We start from the raw sequence: 16,967 nt of genomic DNA, 5'->3' as shown, positions 1-16,967 counted from the left end.
TGATATATGTAGTCACTCGAATAGCGATTTATCTATGTGCCGTAAGTTATGTGCTGTTGTTTTTGGACGGGAATTTTGGGTAATTATATGAAGAAAGCTGAACTTGAATTTAACAGTTCAGCTTTATTTTTTAGTTAAATCGACACTTGTTTCACAATATCTATAGTAAGTAAATCAAGTGGTGTGTCATCACGTTTTTGCACAGCATGAGTTGCTTTCGTAAAGATTAGCTCCTCCAGCAAATTTCGTACAAGTCGACCATTTCCGTGTTTTTCCGGGTGTTTTGAAATGGCGTCATTGAGTAGTTGTTGAACATAAGGAATTGCTTTGTCATCTAACCGGTATTGGCGTTCTAGCAACATGGTTTGTAAAATATCCAGCAATGCATCTGTCGAGTAGTCAGGGAAGTGAATATGATATTTAAAACGAGATTGTAGGCCTGGGTTACTTTCCAAGAATCGATGCATTTCTTGGGGATATCCAGCTAAAATTACAACCAGACGATGTTGATAATCTTCCATTGCTTTTACTAGCGTATCGATTGCCTCCATCCCGAAATCATTATCAGACCCTCGAACGAGTGAATATGCCTCATCAATAAATAAAACTCCATCTAACGCGGCTTCAATTTTTGCCCGTGTTTTAATAGCTGTCTGACCTACATAACCAGCAACTAGATGGGAACGATCCACTTCTACAAGATGCCCACTTTTTAATACCCCTAACGATTTATAGATTGTTGCTAATATGCGGGCAACTGTCGTTTTACCTGTCCCTGGATTACCGTGAAAAACCATATGTAAATTCATTGGCTCAGTTTTGAAGCCTTGTTCTTTTCGCATTCCACAGTAAAGAATCCAATCATGAATACGGCTTATTCTTTCCTTTACTTCCTCTAATCCAGTAAGTTTATCAAGCTGTTGCAGTGCCTCTTCGATTGGCATCGCTTCTGTTATGCGAAGTGGCTTTAACAATGCTTCCTTTAAATGTGGACGCATATAAATTTCTTTATGTAAATCTGTTAGCCATTTCTGCAATTTTTTGCATTCATCTAAGTAATACGTTCGTAGATTTGGATTCGATATTAACTCTTCAATTCGCTTCATATCTTCAAAAATACGTTTTACATTACGCTCCGTTATATAATTTACAGTTACTCTAACATCAGTAGCTGGTGATAGATTGTTTTTGGCAAGGATGCATAAAATAAAATCCCAATTGTATTGTGATTGATCTTCATAAGAAAGTGCATTTAAAAAACAAATTTCCGCTGCTTCGTAATTTTCGTCTTGTACGTATAGCGTTGCAAGTTGAGCGTACAGTTCGCCATGACGGGAAAATAAAAGATTTTTAGTTTTTTCATATTCTTCAATTTCATAATTGACTGTTGTCTTCGAAATTAACTCATTCATCATTTTCTCTAGTTTAAGGATCCGTAGAAGTTGAATTTGAATTGTTTGAGCATCTGCCACTTCTAATTTAGCCGTTATATCTTTAAATGTGTGTTTGACGTAATCATGTTGAGACATAAAATCATCCTTTTAATTTGTCTATTATTAAAAGATTAATATATTTTTGATATTTCGACAATAATTAAGTTCTCTATTAGAGAATTATTTTCTCTAATTTTATAATTACTATTTTCCGTTTTTCACTGTCTTAATAATATTTTTATCTCGTTATTATCAATTTTTAAATATTAATTTGAATATTTTGGTATTTATTTTTGAAAATAATGTTGAATTATGTAGAAATTCAGAATAATATATTATTAAACAATGTTAAGAAAATATTATTTTGCTATTGGAGAAATTTTCATCATAGGGGATAGGTAGTGTCAAAACTTCTATGAAAAATTGAAAAACACAAGGTATTGGGCGATAAGTACTCTCCGAACGAGGGGACAATCGCTCTTGACAAACATTCCGAAAAGGTTGCGCCCATATTTTTGAGGGCGAAGGGGAAAAAGTAGGCACACCAAATAACCCTCGCCAAATACCAATTTTAACCTTTTCTCCATTCGGTTTGTCAAGAGTTCGCTACGCCGATTGTCATTCGTATGTAGTTATTTGAGGGCTCTGCTAAAAAAAGTAGGCTGCGGTTATTTCGTTAACTCCAATTGGGCCAGTTCAATCAGTTTTGTCCAACGTGCTGGCATATGTGGCATCTGGTCCAACTCTGGAATCATGACCGGCACACGCTTTTCCAGCTTTGCATGCGGTCGAAGGAAATTAAAATAGGCCACAAACATCGTCACAAACGATACCGAGCCAGCTTCGGAACCAAAGCCTGTTGTCGCACGGTAATGCCCTTTAAATGTCCGGTTTAGACGTTCGATAATTTGTTTCAACCAACGATATTCGGCTGACACTGGATCTTCGTTCGTTAAGCCTATCACTTGTGTCACATCAAACCAAATGTCATGTTGTGCGAAAAAGTGTTGTGCTAATAAGTAAATGGGGTTGCCATCCACGATTAAATTCAGGTTTTCGGGAATCTCCTTGAACTTTTGTAAAACATCATCGATTGCTTTAATGGCAGACAATGTATCGCGATTAGGCGAAACACGGTAAGAGAGAATAACTTTTTTCGCCGCATCAAAGAAAAAGAATAAGTAATGCCATTTCCCATTAACCCGAATATACGTTTCGTCGCCACAAAATTGATCGGACAGTTCATAAGGATAACCATCAACGAAGGGCTTCATCAAGATGGAGACACTGTTCACGTAATTTAATATCGTTTGATGTGAAATGGAAACATTATGTATGTCTTGCATAATCGCTGCTGTTTTCCGTGCTGAAATACCGTAATTCACATGGTATGTCAAAATCAATCCAAGTGTATGGGATGACGTATGAATCCGTGATAAATCTACACGTGGTTTTACTGGTGATGCTGGAGATAAAGGTTGATAATCAAACAAAAATTCACGATAAATATAACGCACTTTAAACGCCTGTGGATCTTGTTTAAATCGGGTCTTTTCTTCCTTACTCATTCGACCTATATTGGATAAATAATAGGAACACTGATTACTTTTACACTTCCAAATGTGAAAATCTTTTCGCTCTTTAATTTTCTCTAAGGTCTTCATACAGTGGGGGCAACGAAGAATAGCCTCTTTCTGATAGCGACTTTTTTGATTAAATAAGCAATCACATACCTTACATTGATATTGTCCTTTTGCACCATTATTCGCATACAAATACGAGGAAGGTGCACCACACTTAGGACAACAGAGGTTTTCAGGTACTTTTGATTTGGACTTGGCGTGTCGTCTTACAGGCTTTAATTCTTTGCCATGTTCATGGAAGTAGGCGATTAGTAAATCCTGAAAGGATGCTTTTTCAGGTTGATACAGAATGGGTAACTTATCAACTTGTAACTTGCGGTATTCTTTATTAATTGGCTGTTCAGGACGCACACTTCCAACAGCCTTACCAAATATTATCACCATTAATATTTTAATTATTTTTTCTTGGTACTTGATAAATTCAATTAAATACGCTAATAATTGAGGGTACAAACTTGTCACTTCCTTTTTGGGTAGTTTTGTGTGTGGTAACCTCAACTAACACCAAAATCCAGGGGGTGGCAAGTTTTTTTGCGTAAAAGACTATAAAACCAACGATTATTAGCGATTTATATATATAAGTTTTGACAATACGAGGGGATACAAAGGGGGCAGAATATGAAAAAAATAAATGTAGCAGAAGTGATTGCTGAGAGTAAATTTAACCGTTTTCATTTCGGTTTATTAACTTGGTGTTTTTTAATTATTCTATTTGATGGGTATGATTTAGTAGTTTACGGTACAGCTGTGCCACTGTTGATGGAAGAATGGGGCTTAGATACTGTACAAGCTGGTGCAATAGGCAGTTATGGATTATTTGGGATGATGTTCGGTGCGATGATTTTTGGCGTTTTAGCCGATCGATTAGGACGAAAAAATGTAACCGCTATCTCTTTAATTTTATTTAGTTTATTTACATTACTTTGTGGATTTGCATCAAATGCTACGATGTTTTCAATCTTCCGTTTTATTGCCGGACTTGGTTTAGGAGGAATAATGCCAAATGTAATTGCATTATTAACCGACTATTCGCCGAAAAAAATGAGAAGTATGGTAGTTTCCATTGTGTTATGTGGTTATTCTGTAGGTGGAATGCTAGCACCAATATTAGGTATCGTTATCATGCCTAGTTTAGGTTGGGAGTCAATCTTCTGGTTTGCAGGTATCCCACTATTATTCTTACCTTTAATGTACAAGCAATTACCTGAATCGGCAGTTTTCCTAGCGAGAAAAGGCAGAAAAGAAGAGTTATTTAAAAATTTACAAAAAGTGAATCCGAATTTTACCTTTAATGGGAATGAGGAAATTGACACGATACAAGAAGATATATCGAAGGTTCCAGTTGTTGGGTTATTTAAAGAAAAGAGAGCACTTAGTACAATTATGTTCTGGGTTGCATTTTTCTCTTGCTTACTAATGGTTTATGGATTAAATACATGGTTACCAAAACTGATGATTGAAGCTGGTTATGGATTAAATTCGAGCTTAGGCTTCCTCGTTACACTTCAAGGTGGAGCTATAGTTGGTACAATTATTATCGGTCGACTATGTGATAAATATGGATCGAAGAAGATGCTTGTACCGATGTATGCATCAGGTGCCATTGCTCTAACTTTGCTTGGTCTTGGTGGAAATACATTATATATCTATGTTTTAGTAGCTATTGCAGGTGCTGCAACGATTGGTGCACAAAATATTGTACAAGCCTATGTTTCTCAATATTATCCACCGTTTATTCGTTCAACAGCATTAGGGATGGCATCGGGAATTGGACGTATGGGCGGTATGATGGGACCGATATTAGGAGGATTCCTACTGTCGATTTCTTTACCGATTGAAATGAATTTTATCGTTTTTGCTATTCCTGGAATCCTTGCTTCCATTGCATTAGTCATTGTTCGTGAAAAACATTCTTACATTAAAACTTCTATTGAACAAGAAAAAGAAAAAATAAAAGAGGCAAAATTAAAAGAGGTAGTTGAATAAATTAGTAGAAGTCGTCATGATGTCATGGCGGCTTTTCATTTTATTTGAGATAATTAATACTTGAAGTTTTAGGAGGTATTATACTATGAATCATTTAAATGTCTTTAATTCTTATAAAAATAAGCCCCATCACCATGAAGATGAATTAACGAGAACCTTTTTAATTTTGTTAAAGAACATTCCATCCGTACAAATTATGTTTTTTGAATTAGTTCGTCAGGAATTTATGAAATATGATTTGAAGGAAGAAGAGAAAATTGATTCCATTGGATTAGGTGATTTAAAAATTGAATCTGTTAGTACGCAGCTTAGTCATATGAATGATGTCTTTAAGGGAAGTGAGATTGAAGGTCGTAAAGTTGTATCGATTATTATTTCTGATGATAAATTTGAACAAGAAACGAAAGTAGAAAATGATGACCGTGGTGCCCGTTATGATGGAGTTATTTTTGCAGATCCAGGTTGGGTTTTTATTGTAGAGAATAAACCGCTACGTGGACATATTTGGTCGCGTCAATTAAATCCTGCTTTTTCGGAAGAAATTGATATTCATATTATTGAACATCCTTGTGCACTGTCATGGCGTACTGTTATTGAAAAGTTAAATATACTTGTCATTAATGAAATGGTTTCAGGTTTGGAAAAGCAGTTGATAGAAGATTTCATTGAGTATGTCGATCACGAATTTGCTTATTTAAACCCTTATACACAGTTTGCAGTTTGTAAAGGAAATCCGTTCTTATTAAACAAACGATGTGTGGCATTACTAGAAGATTTAATGATTGGCGGAGAACCTGCTAATGTGAAGTATCATCGTGGATGGAAATATTATGCGGAAAGTGGGAAGAATACGATTAAGCAAATTGCACTTGATTCAAGTGGTAAGGGTGATGATTGGCAAATCGATTTATGGCTATATGCAGGTGACACAATGCATGCAGCGAAGAAAACTTTTGAGAACACGGATTTAGAAAAGTTAATGAATTTAAAGGAAAAAGGATTTAACCTCGGTAGCAATTTCCATGTGTCTTATCGTTCTAGTAACCTTTTATGGTTTGACGGAAGTCTTTCCTTTGAACAATACATTCAGTACTGGAAGGAACACGCACCAACCTTGCATCAATGTAAAAGGGATGGTTTTATCGAATTATTCCAATCCTTTGAAAAGGATGGTCTGATTGTAGCGGAGGATCATCATCGAATCCAAGAAAAAATCTTAAGTAAAAACTATGACCGTTTAAATATTTGTCCAGGTTTTGTGATCAAATATACTTGGACAAGTGAGGAAGCAATCAAATTAGATCAACAAGGTCGATTTTTAGATGATTTAAAGGAAAAAATTATATTGGCTTATGAATCAATTGGGGATGAGATAGAGCTTTCATAATGAAAAGGGAGTGTGTATTTCAAATGGAAGATCAAATTATCTCGGTAACTTCTAGCTTTGGCGTTTCTACTGTACTGCTTTCAAAAGCAATCCAAATGAAGCTTTGGTGAAGCAAATCAGGCACTATATGCTGCGAAAGAATCAATGTTCAAATAATTTATATTAATATAAAGCTTAATGGTTAAATTAATGTTATAGTTAGAAGAACTTTAAAAGTAAGTAGGTAGAGAAAACATGATAGAAGTAAAAACATCACCCCTTAGTGATGGAGAATTCAATAGAGGGGTATTTGCAACATGCGATATTAAAAAGGGAGAGTTACTACATAAAGCGCCAGTAATAGCTTACCCAAACGAGCAACATGAACATATTGAGAAGACATTACTTGCAGACTATGCTTTTGAATATGGTATCAATCATACTGCCATCCTTCTTGGCTATGGAATGTTGTTTAACCATTCCTATGAACCAAATGCAACCTATGAAATAAACTTTGATAACCACACATTTGATTTCTACGCTTATAAAGATATCAAAGCGGGAGAAGAAATTTTAATTAATTATAATGGTGATGTGGATGATAAAGAACAGCTGTGGTTTGATAAAGAGAAAGAACAATAAAAAAAGGACAATTTCAATTTTGAAATTGTCCTTTGATTATTTTAGGATTAAAGTTTTACTACGTTAGAAGCTTGTGGTCCACGGTTTCCTTCTTCTACTGAGAATTCAACTTTTTGACCTTCTTCTAAAGATTTGAAACCTTCGCCTTGGATAGCAGAGAAGTGTACGAATACGTCGTTTCCACCTTCAACTTCGATAAATCCAAAACCTTTTTCTGAGTTAAACCATTTTACTGTACCTTGTGTCATTTAAATAGACCTCCAAAAATTTATTCCATAATTAATTACTTCTAATGCTAAAAAAAATTCACACATTACAAAAAGTACCGAACGATCACGATTACTTTTTGTAACATGTGAATTCATTAGATAGAAGCGATATAATTACTTTCTATAATATACATGAAAAATTTAACCATGTCTAGTTTTTTCTTTCATCAATTTAAAGAATATTTTGGAATTTGAATAAAAGTAATAAATTTTATGGTAAAAAATGAAAAAAAGCAAAATATCCTACTTAATTTATAGAAAATATTGATTTTTTACATTATTTTAAAAGTTAATCGAGAAGTATTTTAATTCAATTAGGAAATTGGTATGATGTAAAAAGGAAAAAATGTAAGATTCTTGTTAGGTTATTAATACTAATTAAATACGGAGAGACACCTAATGACAAAAACATTTGATCGTAAATACATAAGAAATATTTCTCTTTACCTGATTTGTTCTATCCTATTAATTGCGCTTGTTGTCCTTTTTAGTGATGAATTGTATGGAATATTTGGAGAGGAAAATTATATTTCCGTTCATTTACTTATCGAATTATTAAGTGCAATTGGTACAATGTCAATTGCTGCTCAACTATGGTTAACAACACGTTTTAATTTATTTAATAAAGATATCTACTTAGGAGCTTTATTTTTATCAATTGCAATTTTAACAGTATGCCATATGATCTCCTATAAAGGGATGCCATTTTTTATTACGGAGAGTAGTCCATATCAAGCCACATGGTTTTATATGTTTACTCGATTATTATTAGCTTTTGGTATTTTGGCAATTATGGTGACAAAAAATAAAAAAAGCACAATAACAGCTCGCAATATTGCCTTTGGTACTTCTATTTTACTTACCTTTGCATTTATTATTGTCATTTATCAACCGAATCGACTTTTACCAACATTAGTAGAAGAAGGTGTTGGTACTACAACATTAAAGAATGTACTTCAATTTCTTGCTCTAGCTGGTCAAATTGTTTTGATCCTTTATTTAAATAAACAAGTTAAAAGAGCAGTAAGAAGAAGTCTCCTATTTATCACAGCATCTATATACATAATTATTAGTGATATATTTTTTATTACATATAATGATGTTTATGATATTTCTAATTTCACAGGCCATGTGTTCCAATTCTTCGCATATGTTGCAATTTTTAGAGCGGTTTATTTTACAACAGTGGAATATCCATTTAAAAGTATGTCTGAAGCAAACAAACATCTCGAACAATCAAGAAAAGAAATGCATCAAATGGCTTACTATGATGACATAACAACATTACCGAATGAACGTTTTTTAATAGAAAAGTTAAATAAATCCATTCATGGGTTAACTCAAAAAACGTTGATTGTGATGGAGTTTGACCGGATTACTGCGATTAAATCATCCTTAGGTTCGTTTTATTCTGAGCAAATGTTAAAAATGGCAGCAGAAAGAATTAGTAATGTAATTGGAGAAAAGTATTTCATTAGTAAATTAAGAATTGATCAATTTGTGATTTATATAAATGAATATAAAGAAGACGAAGAAATTACGAAGCTATGTAAAGATCTTCAAAATATAATGGCTGCACCGTTCCATATTCAACACTTTTCATTAACTGGCAATTTAAATATCGGTATTGCCCATTATCCTAAAGACTCGACTACAAGTGAAAATTTAATCAAATATGCTCAATTTGCAATGTATGAAGCTGATAAAGTACCTGAAAGAATTTTATTCTACCAATCTTCCATGTTAAATTTACGAACAAAACGTGTAGAATTAGAAAACGATTTATATAAAGCTCTTGAAAATGATGAGTTGTTTTTACAATATCAGCCTCAGTTAGACTTACAAACTGGGGAAATTAAATCTATGGAAGCGCTCGTTAGATGGAATCATCCTACAAAAGGGTGGATTTCTCCAATGGACTTTATACCGATAGCGGAAGAGTCCGGGCTTATTATTCCCTTTGGAAGATGGGTGCTAGAAACAGCTTGTCGTCAAACGATGGAGCTACAGAAAGTTTTGAATAAGCCTTTTAAGGTGTCGGTAAATTTATCTGTGGGACAACTATTCCAGGATAATTTTGTTGATATTATTAAAGAAGTTATAAAAGATACAAATATCTCTCCTCAATCATTGGAACTTGAAATAACAGAGAGTATGACGATGAACACAAACTATATTACGCCAATACTGAAAGATTTAAAGGAAATTGGTCTTACAATTGCAATTGACGATTTTGGTACTGGGTATTCATCATTGTCGTATTTAAAGGACCTTCCAATCGATTGCTTAAAGATAGACAGAAGTTTTGTTCAGAAAGTCACTAATATCGAAGACCGAGAACCGTTAGTCGATATGATTATTTCAATGGCACAGCACTTAAAGTTAAGTGTGGTGGCAGAAGGAATTGAAACTATTGAACAGTTACAATATTTACAAAGAAAAAACTGTGATTTTATTCAAGGATATTTAATTAGCAAGCCTATTAACTATGAAGAATTAGTTGAAAAGTATGAAGAAATTCAGCAAGAGGCAAAAGAAAAAGTTTATCAACTGAATATGATTTAAGTAAGGGGGTGTCCAAAAAGTAAAAATTTTTTGGACACCCCTTTTCTTTCTTGATAATTATCACTTATGAATTATTGCTCCTGCGGTAGTTGGCACTATCCTCGTCGCAGATAAATTGCTCCTGCGGTGGTAGGCACCATCCTCGAGCAATTTATCTGTGACGAAAGCGGTAGCGTCAGTCGCAATTTATCTGTGACGAAAGCGGTAGCGTCAGTCGCAAAGGGGCTGTCTCAAATGACTTTCAGACAGCCCCTTGTTTGAAGAAAATATATTTGGGGAAATACAAATGTAACAATCCCAACATTTATTTGGATAAATTAAACAACCCTTAATAAATATGGTATAGTTTAGTATAAATAGTTGAGCATTTGTAAAAGAAGGGTAAAATAATATAAAGAATACATATTTCAAGCTTGCTTTTTCAAAAGTGCATTGTTAATGGGGTGTGTGTGGATGGAGAAAGTATTTGTAATTGGAGATATACATGGTAGTTTCGATTTGTTAGAGAAACTTTTAACGTATTGGAATCCCGAAGAGGAACAGCTCGTATTTTTAGGAGATTATATTGATCGTGGGCCTGATAGTTTAAAGGTTTTAAAAAAAGTTATTGAACTATCCGATCAGTACGATATCGTTACGTTATGTGGGAACCATGAACAGATTTTCCTTAACTGGTTAGATAAGCCGGAAGAGGTATCCCAGTTTTACTTTAATCAAAAAGTTGGGGGTATTGCGACGGTTCAAAGTTTTCTTGATGTTCCAGACTTGAATATAGCATCGGATAACTTTTCTGTAAAAGAATTAACTGAAAGCATTCGTAAAAATAATAGTGATATTATTAGATTTATTAAGAAGTTAAGAAGTTTTTACTTGTGGGAACCGTATTTATTTGTTCATGCTGGAATTGATGCAAACGTAGAAAACTTTAGAGAAACAAAGTTTGATGACTATTTTTGGATTCGTGAAGAATTTTTCTCGAACCCCCATTTAGCAAAAGAAATCGTTGTATTTGGCCACACACCAACCCCACTATTAAATACAGATCAATCTAGCGACGTATGGGTCTCTCCAGACAAGAAAAAGATCGGGATTGATGGAGGCGGCGCGATTTATGAAAAAGGCCAACTGCACGGATTAGTTTTTTCAAATAATACAAAAGAAATCATTATATATTCAGCATCCAGAAGTGATGATGTAAAAACAACTTCAATGGTACTTTAGAATGAGGGCTCTTACAATATAGAGTCCTCATTTCTATATACTGGTAGGAAAGGAATGAGATCATGTTAACGAATGGTCAGCACTGTTTTAAATATGAAACTACTTGGGATGGAGGACGAAATGAAGTTGGATATATTTCATGCGGTAATTTGAAAACGGAAGTATCCATTCCAAAAGAAATGAATGGCCCAGGCATTGGTACAAATCCAGATGAATTGTTATTAAGTGCAGCAGCTACTTGTTATCTCATTTCTTTAGCAACAATGTTGGATCTTTCAAAAGTGCCCGCTTATCTTACATTGAAATCTGAAGGAATTGTAGAAGTGGAAAACTCGACTCTCACTTATAAAGAAATCATTCATCATGTTGAAATTGCATTAAAGGAAAAAAGTGAGAAACATATTCGACTTGCAAATCGTTTAGCAATTAAAGCAGAACAAACTTGTATGATTAGTAAAGCAATTAGAGGGAATGTAAATGTTGTGGTGAATTGTACAATTATCTATCAAGAAAGTGAGTGAGGAGATTGAATATTATTCTACCAATCGTTCAAATATTTTTTGTATCCGTATTAATCTTTTTTATTAGTGGACGGTTAATCGGATCGAATGTAAATATTTTTAAAAGAATTTTATCTGTCATTATTAGTGTCTCCTTCACAACTTTCATCTTTTGGTATACGTATTTAAGAGGAACGGATTATACTTTTTCTTTCTCTACGATGAATAATGTCGTGAATGTGGCAACCTTACTTTGGGTTGGAAGTATGCTTTTAATTTCCATGCTTATCTATTTATTTTTTGAGTTATTTGACCCAATTGCCCTTGATGAAAATAATGGACGAGTAGTAGGGAAGAAGTCTTTCATTAAGCGTTTAATTGGCTATTGGAGACATCAAAAAAGATTAAGAACAGTATTAAAAATTGCCGTGACTAATGGTATTACTCGTACTATGAAATATGCGAGAAATCGTGATTCAGACCGAGAATTGGCCGTTGCCTTTCGAGATACCCTCGAGCAATGCGGTGGAATCTTCATTAAGTTTGGCCAAGTGTTGTCTACTCGCAAAGAGCTGTTTTCTCCTATCTTTATAGAAGAATTAGAGAAACTCCAACAAAATGTTACCCAACTTTCAGAACAACAAGTGAAGGATATTCTGAAACAAAACTTACCAGGTGAAATCCATGATGTTTTTTCTGATTTTAGTATGAAGCCAATTGCAGCAGCTTCCATTGGGCAAGTACATCGGGCGATATTAAAAAGTACAAACGAAAAAGTTGTCGTAAAGCTTTTACGTCCAGATGTTAAAGAAATTATGCGGGAAGATTTAAGTATTTTAATAGAATTTGCGAATTGGGTTTCTTCTAAATCTCAGTGGGCAGAAAATTTAGGTTTCCGAGATATTGCTGAAGGCTTTGCAGCATCTTTGAGAGAGGAAATTGACTTTAATATTGAAGCTCGCAATATGATTCAAATAAAAAACGTTATGGAAAACAGTAATTTAAAAGTAAATATTCCTAAAGTATACGAAAAGTATAGTAACGAAAATATTTTAGTGATGGGACTTGCACAAGGTCAAAGTGTGGCAAATCGTTATCAATTTTATAATGCAAATTGTAATGAAGTAGCAGAAACATTATTGTTTTCATATTTAGAACAAGCTTTAGTTTCAGGTATTTTTCATGCAGATCCACACCCGGGAAATATTTATTATGATGAAGAAACAAAAATCATTACGCTTCTTGATTTTGGTGCTGTTTGCCGACTACCCTCTACACAGCAGGAAGGGTTAAAATTATTCTTTATCGGTATTCAACAACGGGATGCATCAATTTTATTTGATGGAATTTCCTTATTGGTAAAAAATAAAAACGATGTTGATCGCCATGAGCTAGAGCAAGCGATTAGCCAAATTATTTTAAAAATCTCTTATGTTGATCGAATACAAACGGATGAATTAGTGTATTCAATTTTTACTGTCATTCGGGATTATGGTCTTCAATTTTACCCATCAGTTAGTGTTGCGTTACGTGTTGTCGTGACGTTGGATGGTACGCTGCGCATTATTGAGCCAACCTTTAATATTTTTGAAGAAGCGAAAAAATTCTCCAATCAATATTTAAAACAAGTATTTAAGAAGCCGTTTAAAGAACCAATCGCGACAAAGGATCGACTTGAGGAAGAACTTGCATTGATATTACCGAACTTAAGAAAGATTCCTAGACGAGTAGACCAGTTATTTAAACGGGTAGAAGATGGAAAAGTAATTTTACATCATGATATTTTCTCAGATAAAAATAACTCAAAATTTATAACTCAACTATTTTCGAAGTTTGTTTTATTAATGGTAGGGATTACTTTTGGGGTTATTTCCGTTGCATTACTCGCCATTTCGCAATTTATTAATACGGCCTATGCCATTTATTTAAATACGGCTGCTTATTTAGGATTGTTCTTATGTGCCATTTTACTCGTACGGTTATCCATTCAAGCGATCCGCGACATGAAGCGCAATGAATAATAGATGATAAATTTGGTAGCTTCATAGGTACGTGTAATTTGCTATAATAATAGGACCTGAATTTAGAGAGGATTGTTATGATGACGAATAAACCACATCTTTTAGTAGTCGATGGCATGGCGCTGCTATTCCGTTCTTTTTTTGCCTCTAGTGCAATGGGGCAATATATAAGAATGGCAGATGGAACACCAACGAATGGAGTGCAAGGGTTTGCTCGCCACGTACTAACAGCCCAGTCCTTAATGAAACCAACACATTTAGCGGTTTGTTGGGATATGGGAGCACAAACATTTAGAAACGAATTATTTGATGGATATAAAGCAAACAGACCAGCGCCACCAGAGGAAATGCTGCCACAGTTTGATATGGCAAAGGAAGTATCAGAAATGATTGGCTGGAAAAACTTTGGGGAAGTTGGAATGGAAGCTGACGATACAATTGGGTCGATGGTAGAAAAGTGGAAAGACGATGCGGAAATTACCATTATTAGTGGAGATAAAGATTTACTCCAATTACTGAATCCTTCAACGAAAATTGCTTTTACGAAAAAAGGATATACTGAATACGATCTTTATACAATTGAACGTTTCAAGGAAGAATACTCGATAGAACCGAATAAATTTGCGGATGTAAAAGCGTTTATGGGTGATTCTAGTGATGGCTATCCTGGAGTAAAAGGAATTGGTCCAAAAACGGCATTGCAATTAATTCAAAAATACGGTTCGATTGATGGGGTTTTAAGTAACTTACAAGAATTGAAACCTGGTCAGCGTTCAAAAATTAGTGAAAATGTTGAGATGTTGAAATTGTCACTGCAATTAGCAACGATTCATAGAGAAATGCCAATTCAAGCGAGTTTGGATGAATTACAATTAAACGACTATGCAAACGATATCTTTGAAAACCTTGAAAACAAAGGATTCAAATTGATTGCGAAACATGCGCGGTCTTTATATTCATTAGTATAATTTTAAGAGCCGAGGTGAGTTCATTCACTTCGGCTCTATTTTTACGAAACTTAATACTTTGTGATTATCAGCATATTTTACAACACGAATAAGGCTATCTCGATTTTTCCAGCCATTATCATGGACAATTAAATAAAGTGTGTTGTCTTTTATTTCATAGCCGATTAAAGGGACCCAATGATATTTAAAAGTGTGTTTTTTATTCCATTGAAATGTAAAATATTGATCAAATTTCATCGCAACAGGTCTTCCAGCATCGATTTCTTTTATTGCTTCATAGAGTGTGCAATTTTCTACATTCCAGTCGGGGCCAAGTAGCTTTTGGAGATTTTTAATGATGCGCCATTTAAAGAGGCCAATGGGAGTGCTCCCGAGAATCTTATAAAGCGAGTTTATATCATATTTTGATTTTCCAAGTAAATAATTTAATATAACGTAAACGGTAGTTGGTCCACACGCGGAGTTTTGATATTTTGAGTTAACAATTTCGTTATATTGTGACATCCCTTTTACATTAAGTTGTACTTTCATTTTTCCACATCTGCCCTTCTGACATCTATAATAGGGTATTTGCATCAAACTTTCCAAATGAATGGTATAATTTTTGTGGAAATAACCCTGTATGGAGGAATGGTTTTGAAGAAGTATAAAACTTTATTATTTGACTTGGATGACACGTTGCTTGATTTTGGAGCAACAGAAAACGCTGCACTACATAAGCTATTTGCAGAACAACATATCGAACTTACCCCAGAAATTAAAGCTTACTATAAAAAACTAAATGATCGTTTATGGCAAGAGTTTGAATTGGGAAAAATGGAGCGGGAAGAAGTTGTCAATTCACGCTTTACGCTTTTATTTGAACATTATGGTCTACATGTCGATGGTGCTGCATTAGAAGGAAGATATCGCACATTTCTATCAGAAGGGCATCATTTAATTGAAGGTGCTGTAGAATTGATGCAAGATATTTATGAGCAGTTTGATTTATACGTAGTAACGAACGGGGAATCTAAAACACAATATAAGCGTTTAAAAGATTCTGGCTTAGAACGTTATTTTAAAGATGTGTTTATTTCGGAAGAAGTGGGTCACCAAAAGCCGACAAAAGAGTTTTTTGATTATGTATTTTCTAAAATCGAGCCGTTTAATCGCGAAAGTACATTAATTGTAGGGGATTCTTTAACCGCCGATGTGACAGGTGGCTATAATGCAGGAATTGATACTTGCTGGATTAATATAAGAGGTAAGCAAAATAATTCAAAGGTAATCCCAACTTATGAAATTAAGAAATTGGATGAGCTTTATAGAATATTAAATATTGAAAAATGAGATAGCCCAGCCAAGTGAATTTGGCTGGTTTTTTTGTGATGAAAACTTAAAAAGCGATGGAAAACGTTAAATATGGTCTTCATGAGCCAAATGAACGACAAACCGAGGCGGAAAATCGTAAGAAATGGTATTCATAAGCCGGATGAAGGACAAAACGAGCAGGAAAATCGCTTGGAATGGTATTCATAAGCTCGATGAAAGCAAAAAAGAGCATGATAATCGTTAGAAATGGTATTCATAAGCCTGATGAAAGCAAAAAAGGGAGAGAAAACCGTTAGAAATGGTATTCATAAGTTGGATGAAAGCAAAAAAGAGCATGATAATCGTTAGAAATGGTCTTCATAAGCCGGATGAAGGACAAACGGAGCAGAAAAACCGAAAGAAATGGTGTTCATAAGCAGGATGAAGGACAAACGGAGCAGAAAAACCGAAAGAAATGGTGTTCATAAGCCGGATGAAAGCCAAAACAGCAAAAACAAACGTTAGAACTAGCATTCATCCCCAATCCATCCAAAACAAATCCAATAAAAAAGCTATAAGCAAAGCACACATCAGGCTTTGCTTATAGCTACAGCTTTTAAGCTTGGGCATTTAAAAATTCAGTTACTTGTTCTGGAGATTTTGCGTTAGCGCTGTGTAGATGAGCTAATTTTTCTCCGTTTTTGAAAATTAATAAGCTTGGGATACCCATTACTTGATATTTTTCAGCAATCTCTGGGAAATCATCACGATTAATTTCGTACCATTCGTATTGACTATACTCTTGAATAATTGGATCGATGAACATGTTCATGCGAGTACAATCTGGGCACCAACCTGCATAGAATTTTACGATAACTGCTTGTTCGGATCCGATTACTTCATTAAATTGTTCTTGTGTAGTAATAGCTTTCATTTTGTTCACTCTCCTTACAGATTAGTGTACACATTAGAATAGAGATATCAAAGTATTTTGACTTAAATGAATGGTCACTCATAAACTAATTATATAAACCTACTAATTTTTTTGAAAATTGGGATA

Annotated in this window: 14 protein-coding genes; 9 read left to right on the top strand and 5 right to left on the bottom strand. The window is 34.3% G+C overall.

Going from position 1 to position 16,967, the window contains the following annotated elements:
• Positions 1-134: 134 nt before the first annotated feature.
• Positions 135-1,529 carry an AAA family ATPase gene (locus tag NKR20_RS13670; RefSeq protein ID WP_253427038.1) on the bottom strand — a complete coding sequence of 465 codons (1,395 nt, stop codon included), beginning with the start codon at positions 1,527-1,529 and terminating at the stop codon, positions 135-137.
• A 572-nt stretch (positions 1,530-2,101) separates the two neighbouring features.
• Positions 2,102-3,529 (bottom strand): DDE-type integrase/transposase/recombinase, encoded by a 1,428-nt coding sequence (locus tag NKR20_RS13665; RefSeq protein ID WP_253428046.1) that lies wholly within the window; start codon positions 3,527-3,529, stop codon positions 2,102-2,104.
• Between the two features lie 165 nt (positions 3,530-3,694).
• Between NKR20_RS13665 and NKR20_RS13660 the strand changes: the two genes are divergently transcribed.
• The 3 genes from NKR20_RS13660 (at position 3,695) to NKR20_RS13650 (ending at position 7,070) form a co-directional block, all read left to right on the top strand.
• Positions 3,695-5,062: an MFS transporter gene (locus NKR20_RS13660; protein WP_253427037.1), complete on the top strand. Its 1,368-nt coding sequence runs from the start codon at positions 3,695-3,697 to the stop codon at positions 5,060-5,062.
• 85 nt (positions 5,063-5,147) lie between these two features.
• Positions 5,148-6,449, top strand: coding sequence for a hypothetical protein (locus NKR20_RS13655; RefSeq protein ID WP_253427036.1), 1,302 nt, complete (start codon positions 5,148-5,150; stop codon positions 6,447-6,449).
• 234 nt (positions 6,450-6,683) lie between these two features.
• Entirely contained in the window at positions 6,684-7,070 is a 387-nt protein-coding gene (locus NKR20_RS13650; protein WP_121214281.1) for an SET domain-containing protein, read from the top strand.
• A gap of 47 nt (positions 7,071-7,117) precedes the next feature.
• Here the strand turns inward: NKR20_RS13650 and NKR20_RS13645 are convergent, their stop codons facing one another.
• Positions 7,118-7,318, bottom strand: coding sequence for a cold-shock protein (locus tag NKR20_RS13645; RefSeq protein WP_097073876.1), 201 nt, complete (start codon positions 7,316-7,318; stop codon positions 7,118-7,120).
• A gap of 420 nt (positions 7,319-7,738) precedes the next feature.
• Between NKR20_RS13645 and NKR20_RS13640 the strand changes: the two genes are divergently transcribed.
• The 5 genes from NKR20_RS13640 (at position 7,739) to NKR20_RS13620 (ending at position 14,614) form a co-directional block, all read left to right on the top strand.
• The gene (locus tag NKR20_RS13640; protein ID WP_253427035.1) at positions 7,739-9,904 is read left to right on the top strand and encodes a bifunctional diguanylate cyclase/phosphodiesterase; all 2,166 of its coding nucleotides are present in this window, start codon (positions 7,739-7,741) and stop codon (positions 9,902-9,904) included.
• A 453-nt stretch (positions 9,905-10,357) separates the two neighbouring features.
• Positions 10,358-11,125 carry a metallophosphoesterase family protein gene (locus NKR20_RS13635; RefSeq protein ID WP_253427034.1) on the top strand — a complete coding sequence of 256 codons (768 nt, stop codon included), beginning with the start codon at positions 10,358-10,360 and terminating at the stop codon, positions 11,123-11,125.
• A gap of 62 nt (positions 11,126-11,187) precedes the next feature.
• Positions 11,188-11,646, top strand: a complete 459-nt coding sequence (locus NKR20_RS13630; RefSeq protein WP_253427033.1) for an SACOL1771 family peroxiredoxin — start codon at positions 11,188-11,190, stop codon at positions 11,644-11,646.
• 5 nt (positions 11,647-11,651) lie between these two features.
• A complete protein-coding gene (locus tag NKR20_RS13625) occupies positions 11,652-13,646 on the top strand; it encodes an ABC1 kinase family protein (protein WP_253427032.1) in 1,995 nt (664 codons plus the stop codon).
• An 80-nt stretch (positions 13,647-13,726) separates the two neighbouring features.
• A complete protein-coding gene (locus NKR20_RS13620) occupies positions 13,727-14,614 on the top strand; it encodes a 5'-3' exonuclease (protein ID WP_253428143.1) in 888 nt (295 codons plus the stop codon).
• A gap of 24 nt (positions 14,615-14,638) precedes the next feature.
• Here the strand turns inward: NKR20_RS13620 and NKR20_RS13615 are convergent, their stop codons facing one another.
• On the bottom strand, positions 14,639-15,145 hold the full coding sequence (locus NKR20_RS13615) for a C39 family peptidase (RefSeq protein WP_253427031.1): 507 nt from the start codon (positions 15,143-15,145) through the stop codon (positions 14,639-14,641).
• Positions 15,146-15,250: 105 nt separating this feature from the next.
• Here NKR20_RS13615 and NKR20_RS13610 point away from each other — a divergent pair, with 105 nt between their 5' ends.
• Entirely contained in the window at positions 15,251-15,946 is a 696-nt protein-coding gene (locus tag NKR20_RS13610) for a YjjG family noncanonical pyrimidine nucleotidase (protein ID WP_253427030.1), read from the top strand.
• 577 nt (positions 15,947-16,523) lie between these two features.
• On the opposite strand, the gene NKR20_RS13605 is transcribed toward NKR20_RS13610, so the two are convergent.
• A complete protein-coding gene (locus tag NKR20_RS13605) occupies positions 16,524-16,841 on the bottom strand; it encodes a thioredoxin family protein (RefSeq protein ID WP_121214273.1) in 318 nt (105 codons plus the stop codon).
• Positions 16,842-16,967: the final 126 nt, after the last annotated feature.

The sequence above is a fragment of the Ureibacillus endophyticus genome, from assembly GCF_024159215.1.
Taxonomy (GTDB): domain Bacteria; phylum Bacillota; class Bacilli; order Bacillales_A; family Planococcaceae; genus Ureibacillus; species Ureibacillus endophyticus.
Note: the sequence above shows the minus strand (reverse complement) of the source record. Positions and strands in the feature narration are given on the sequence as shown.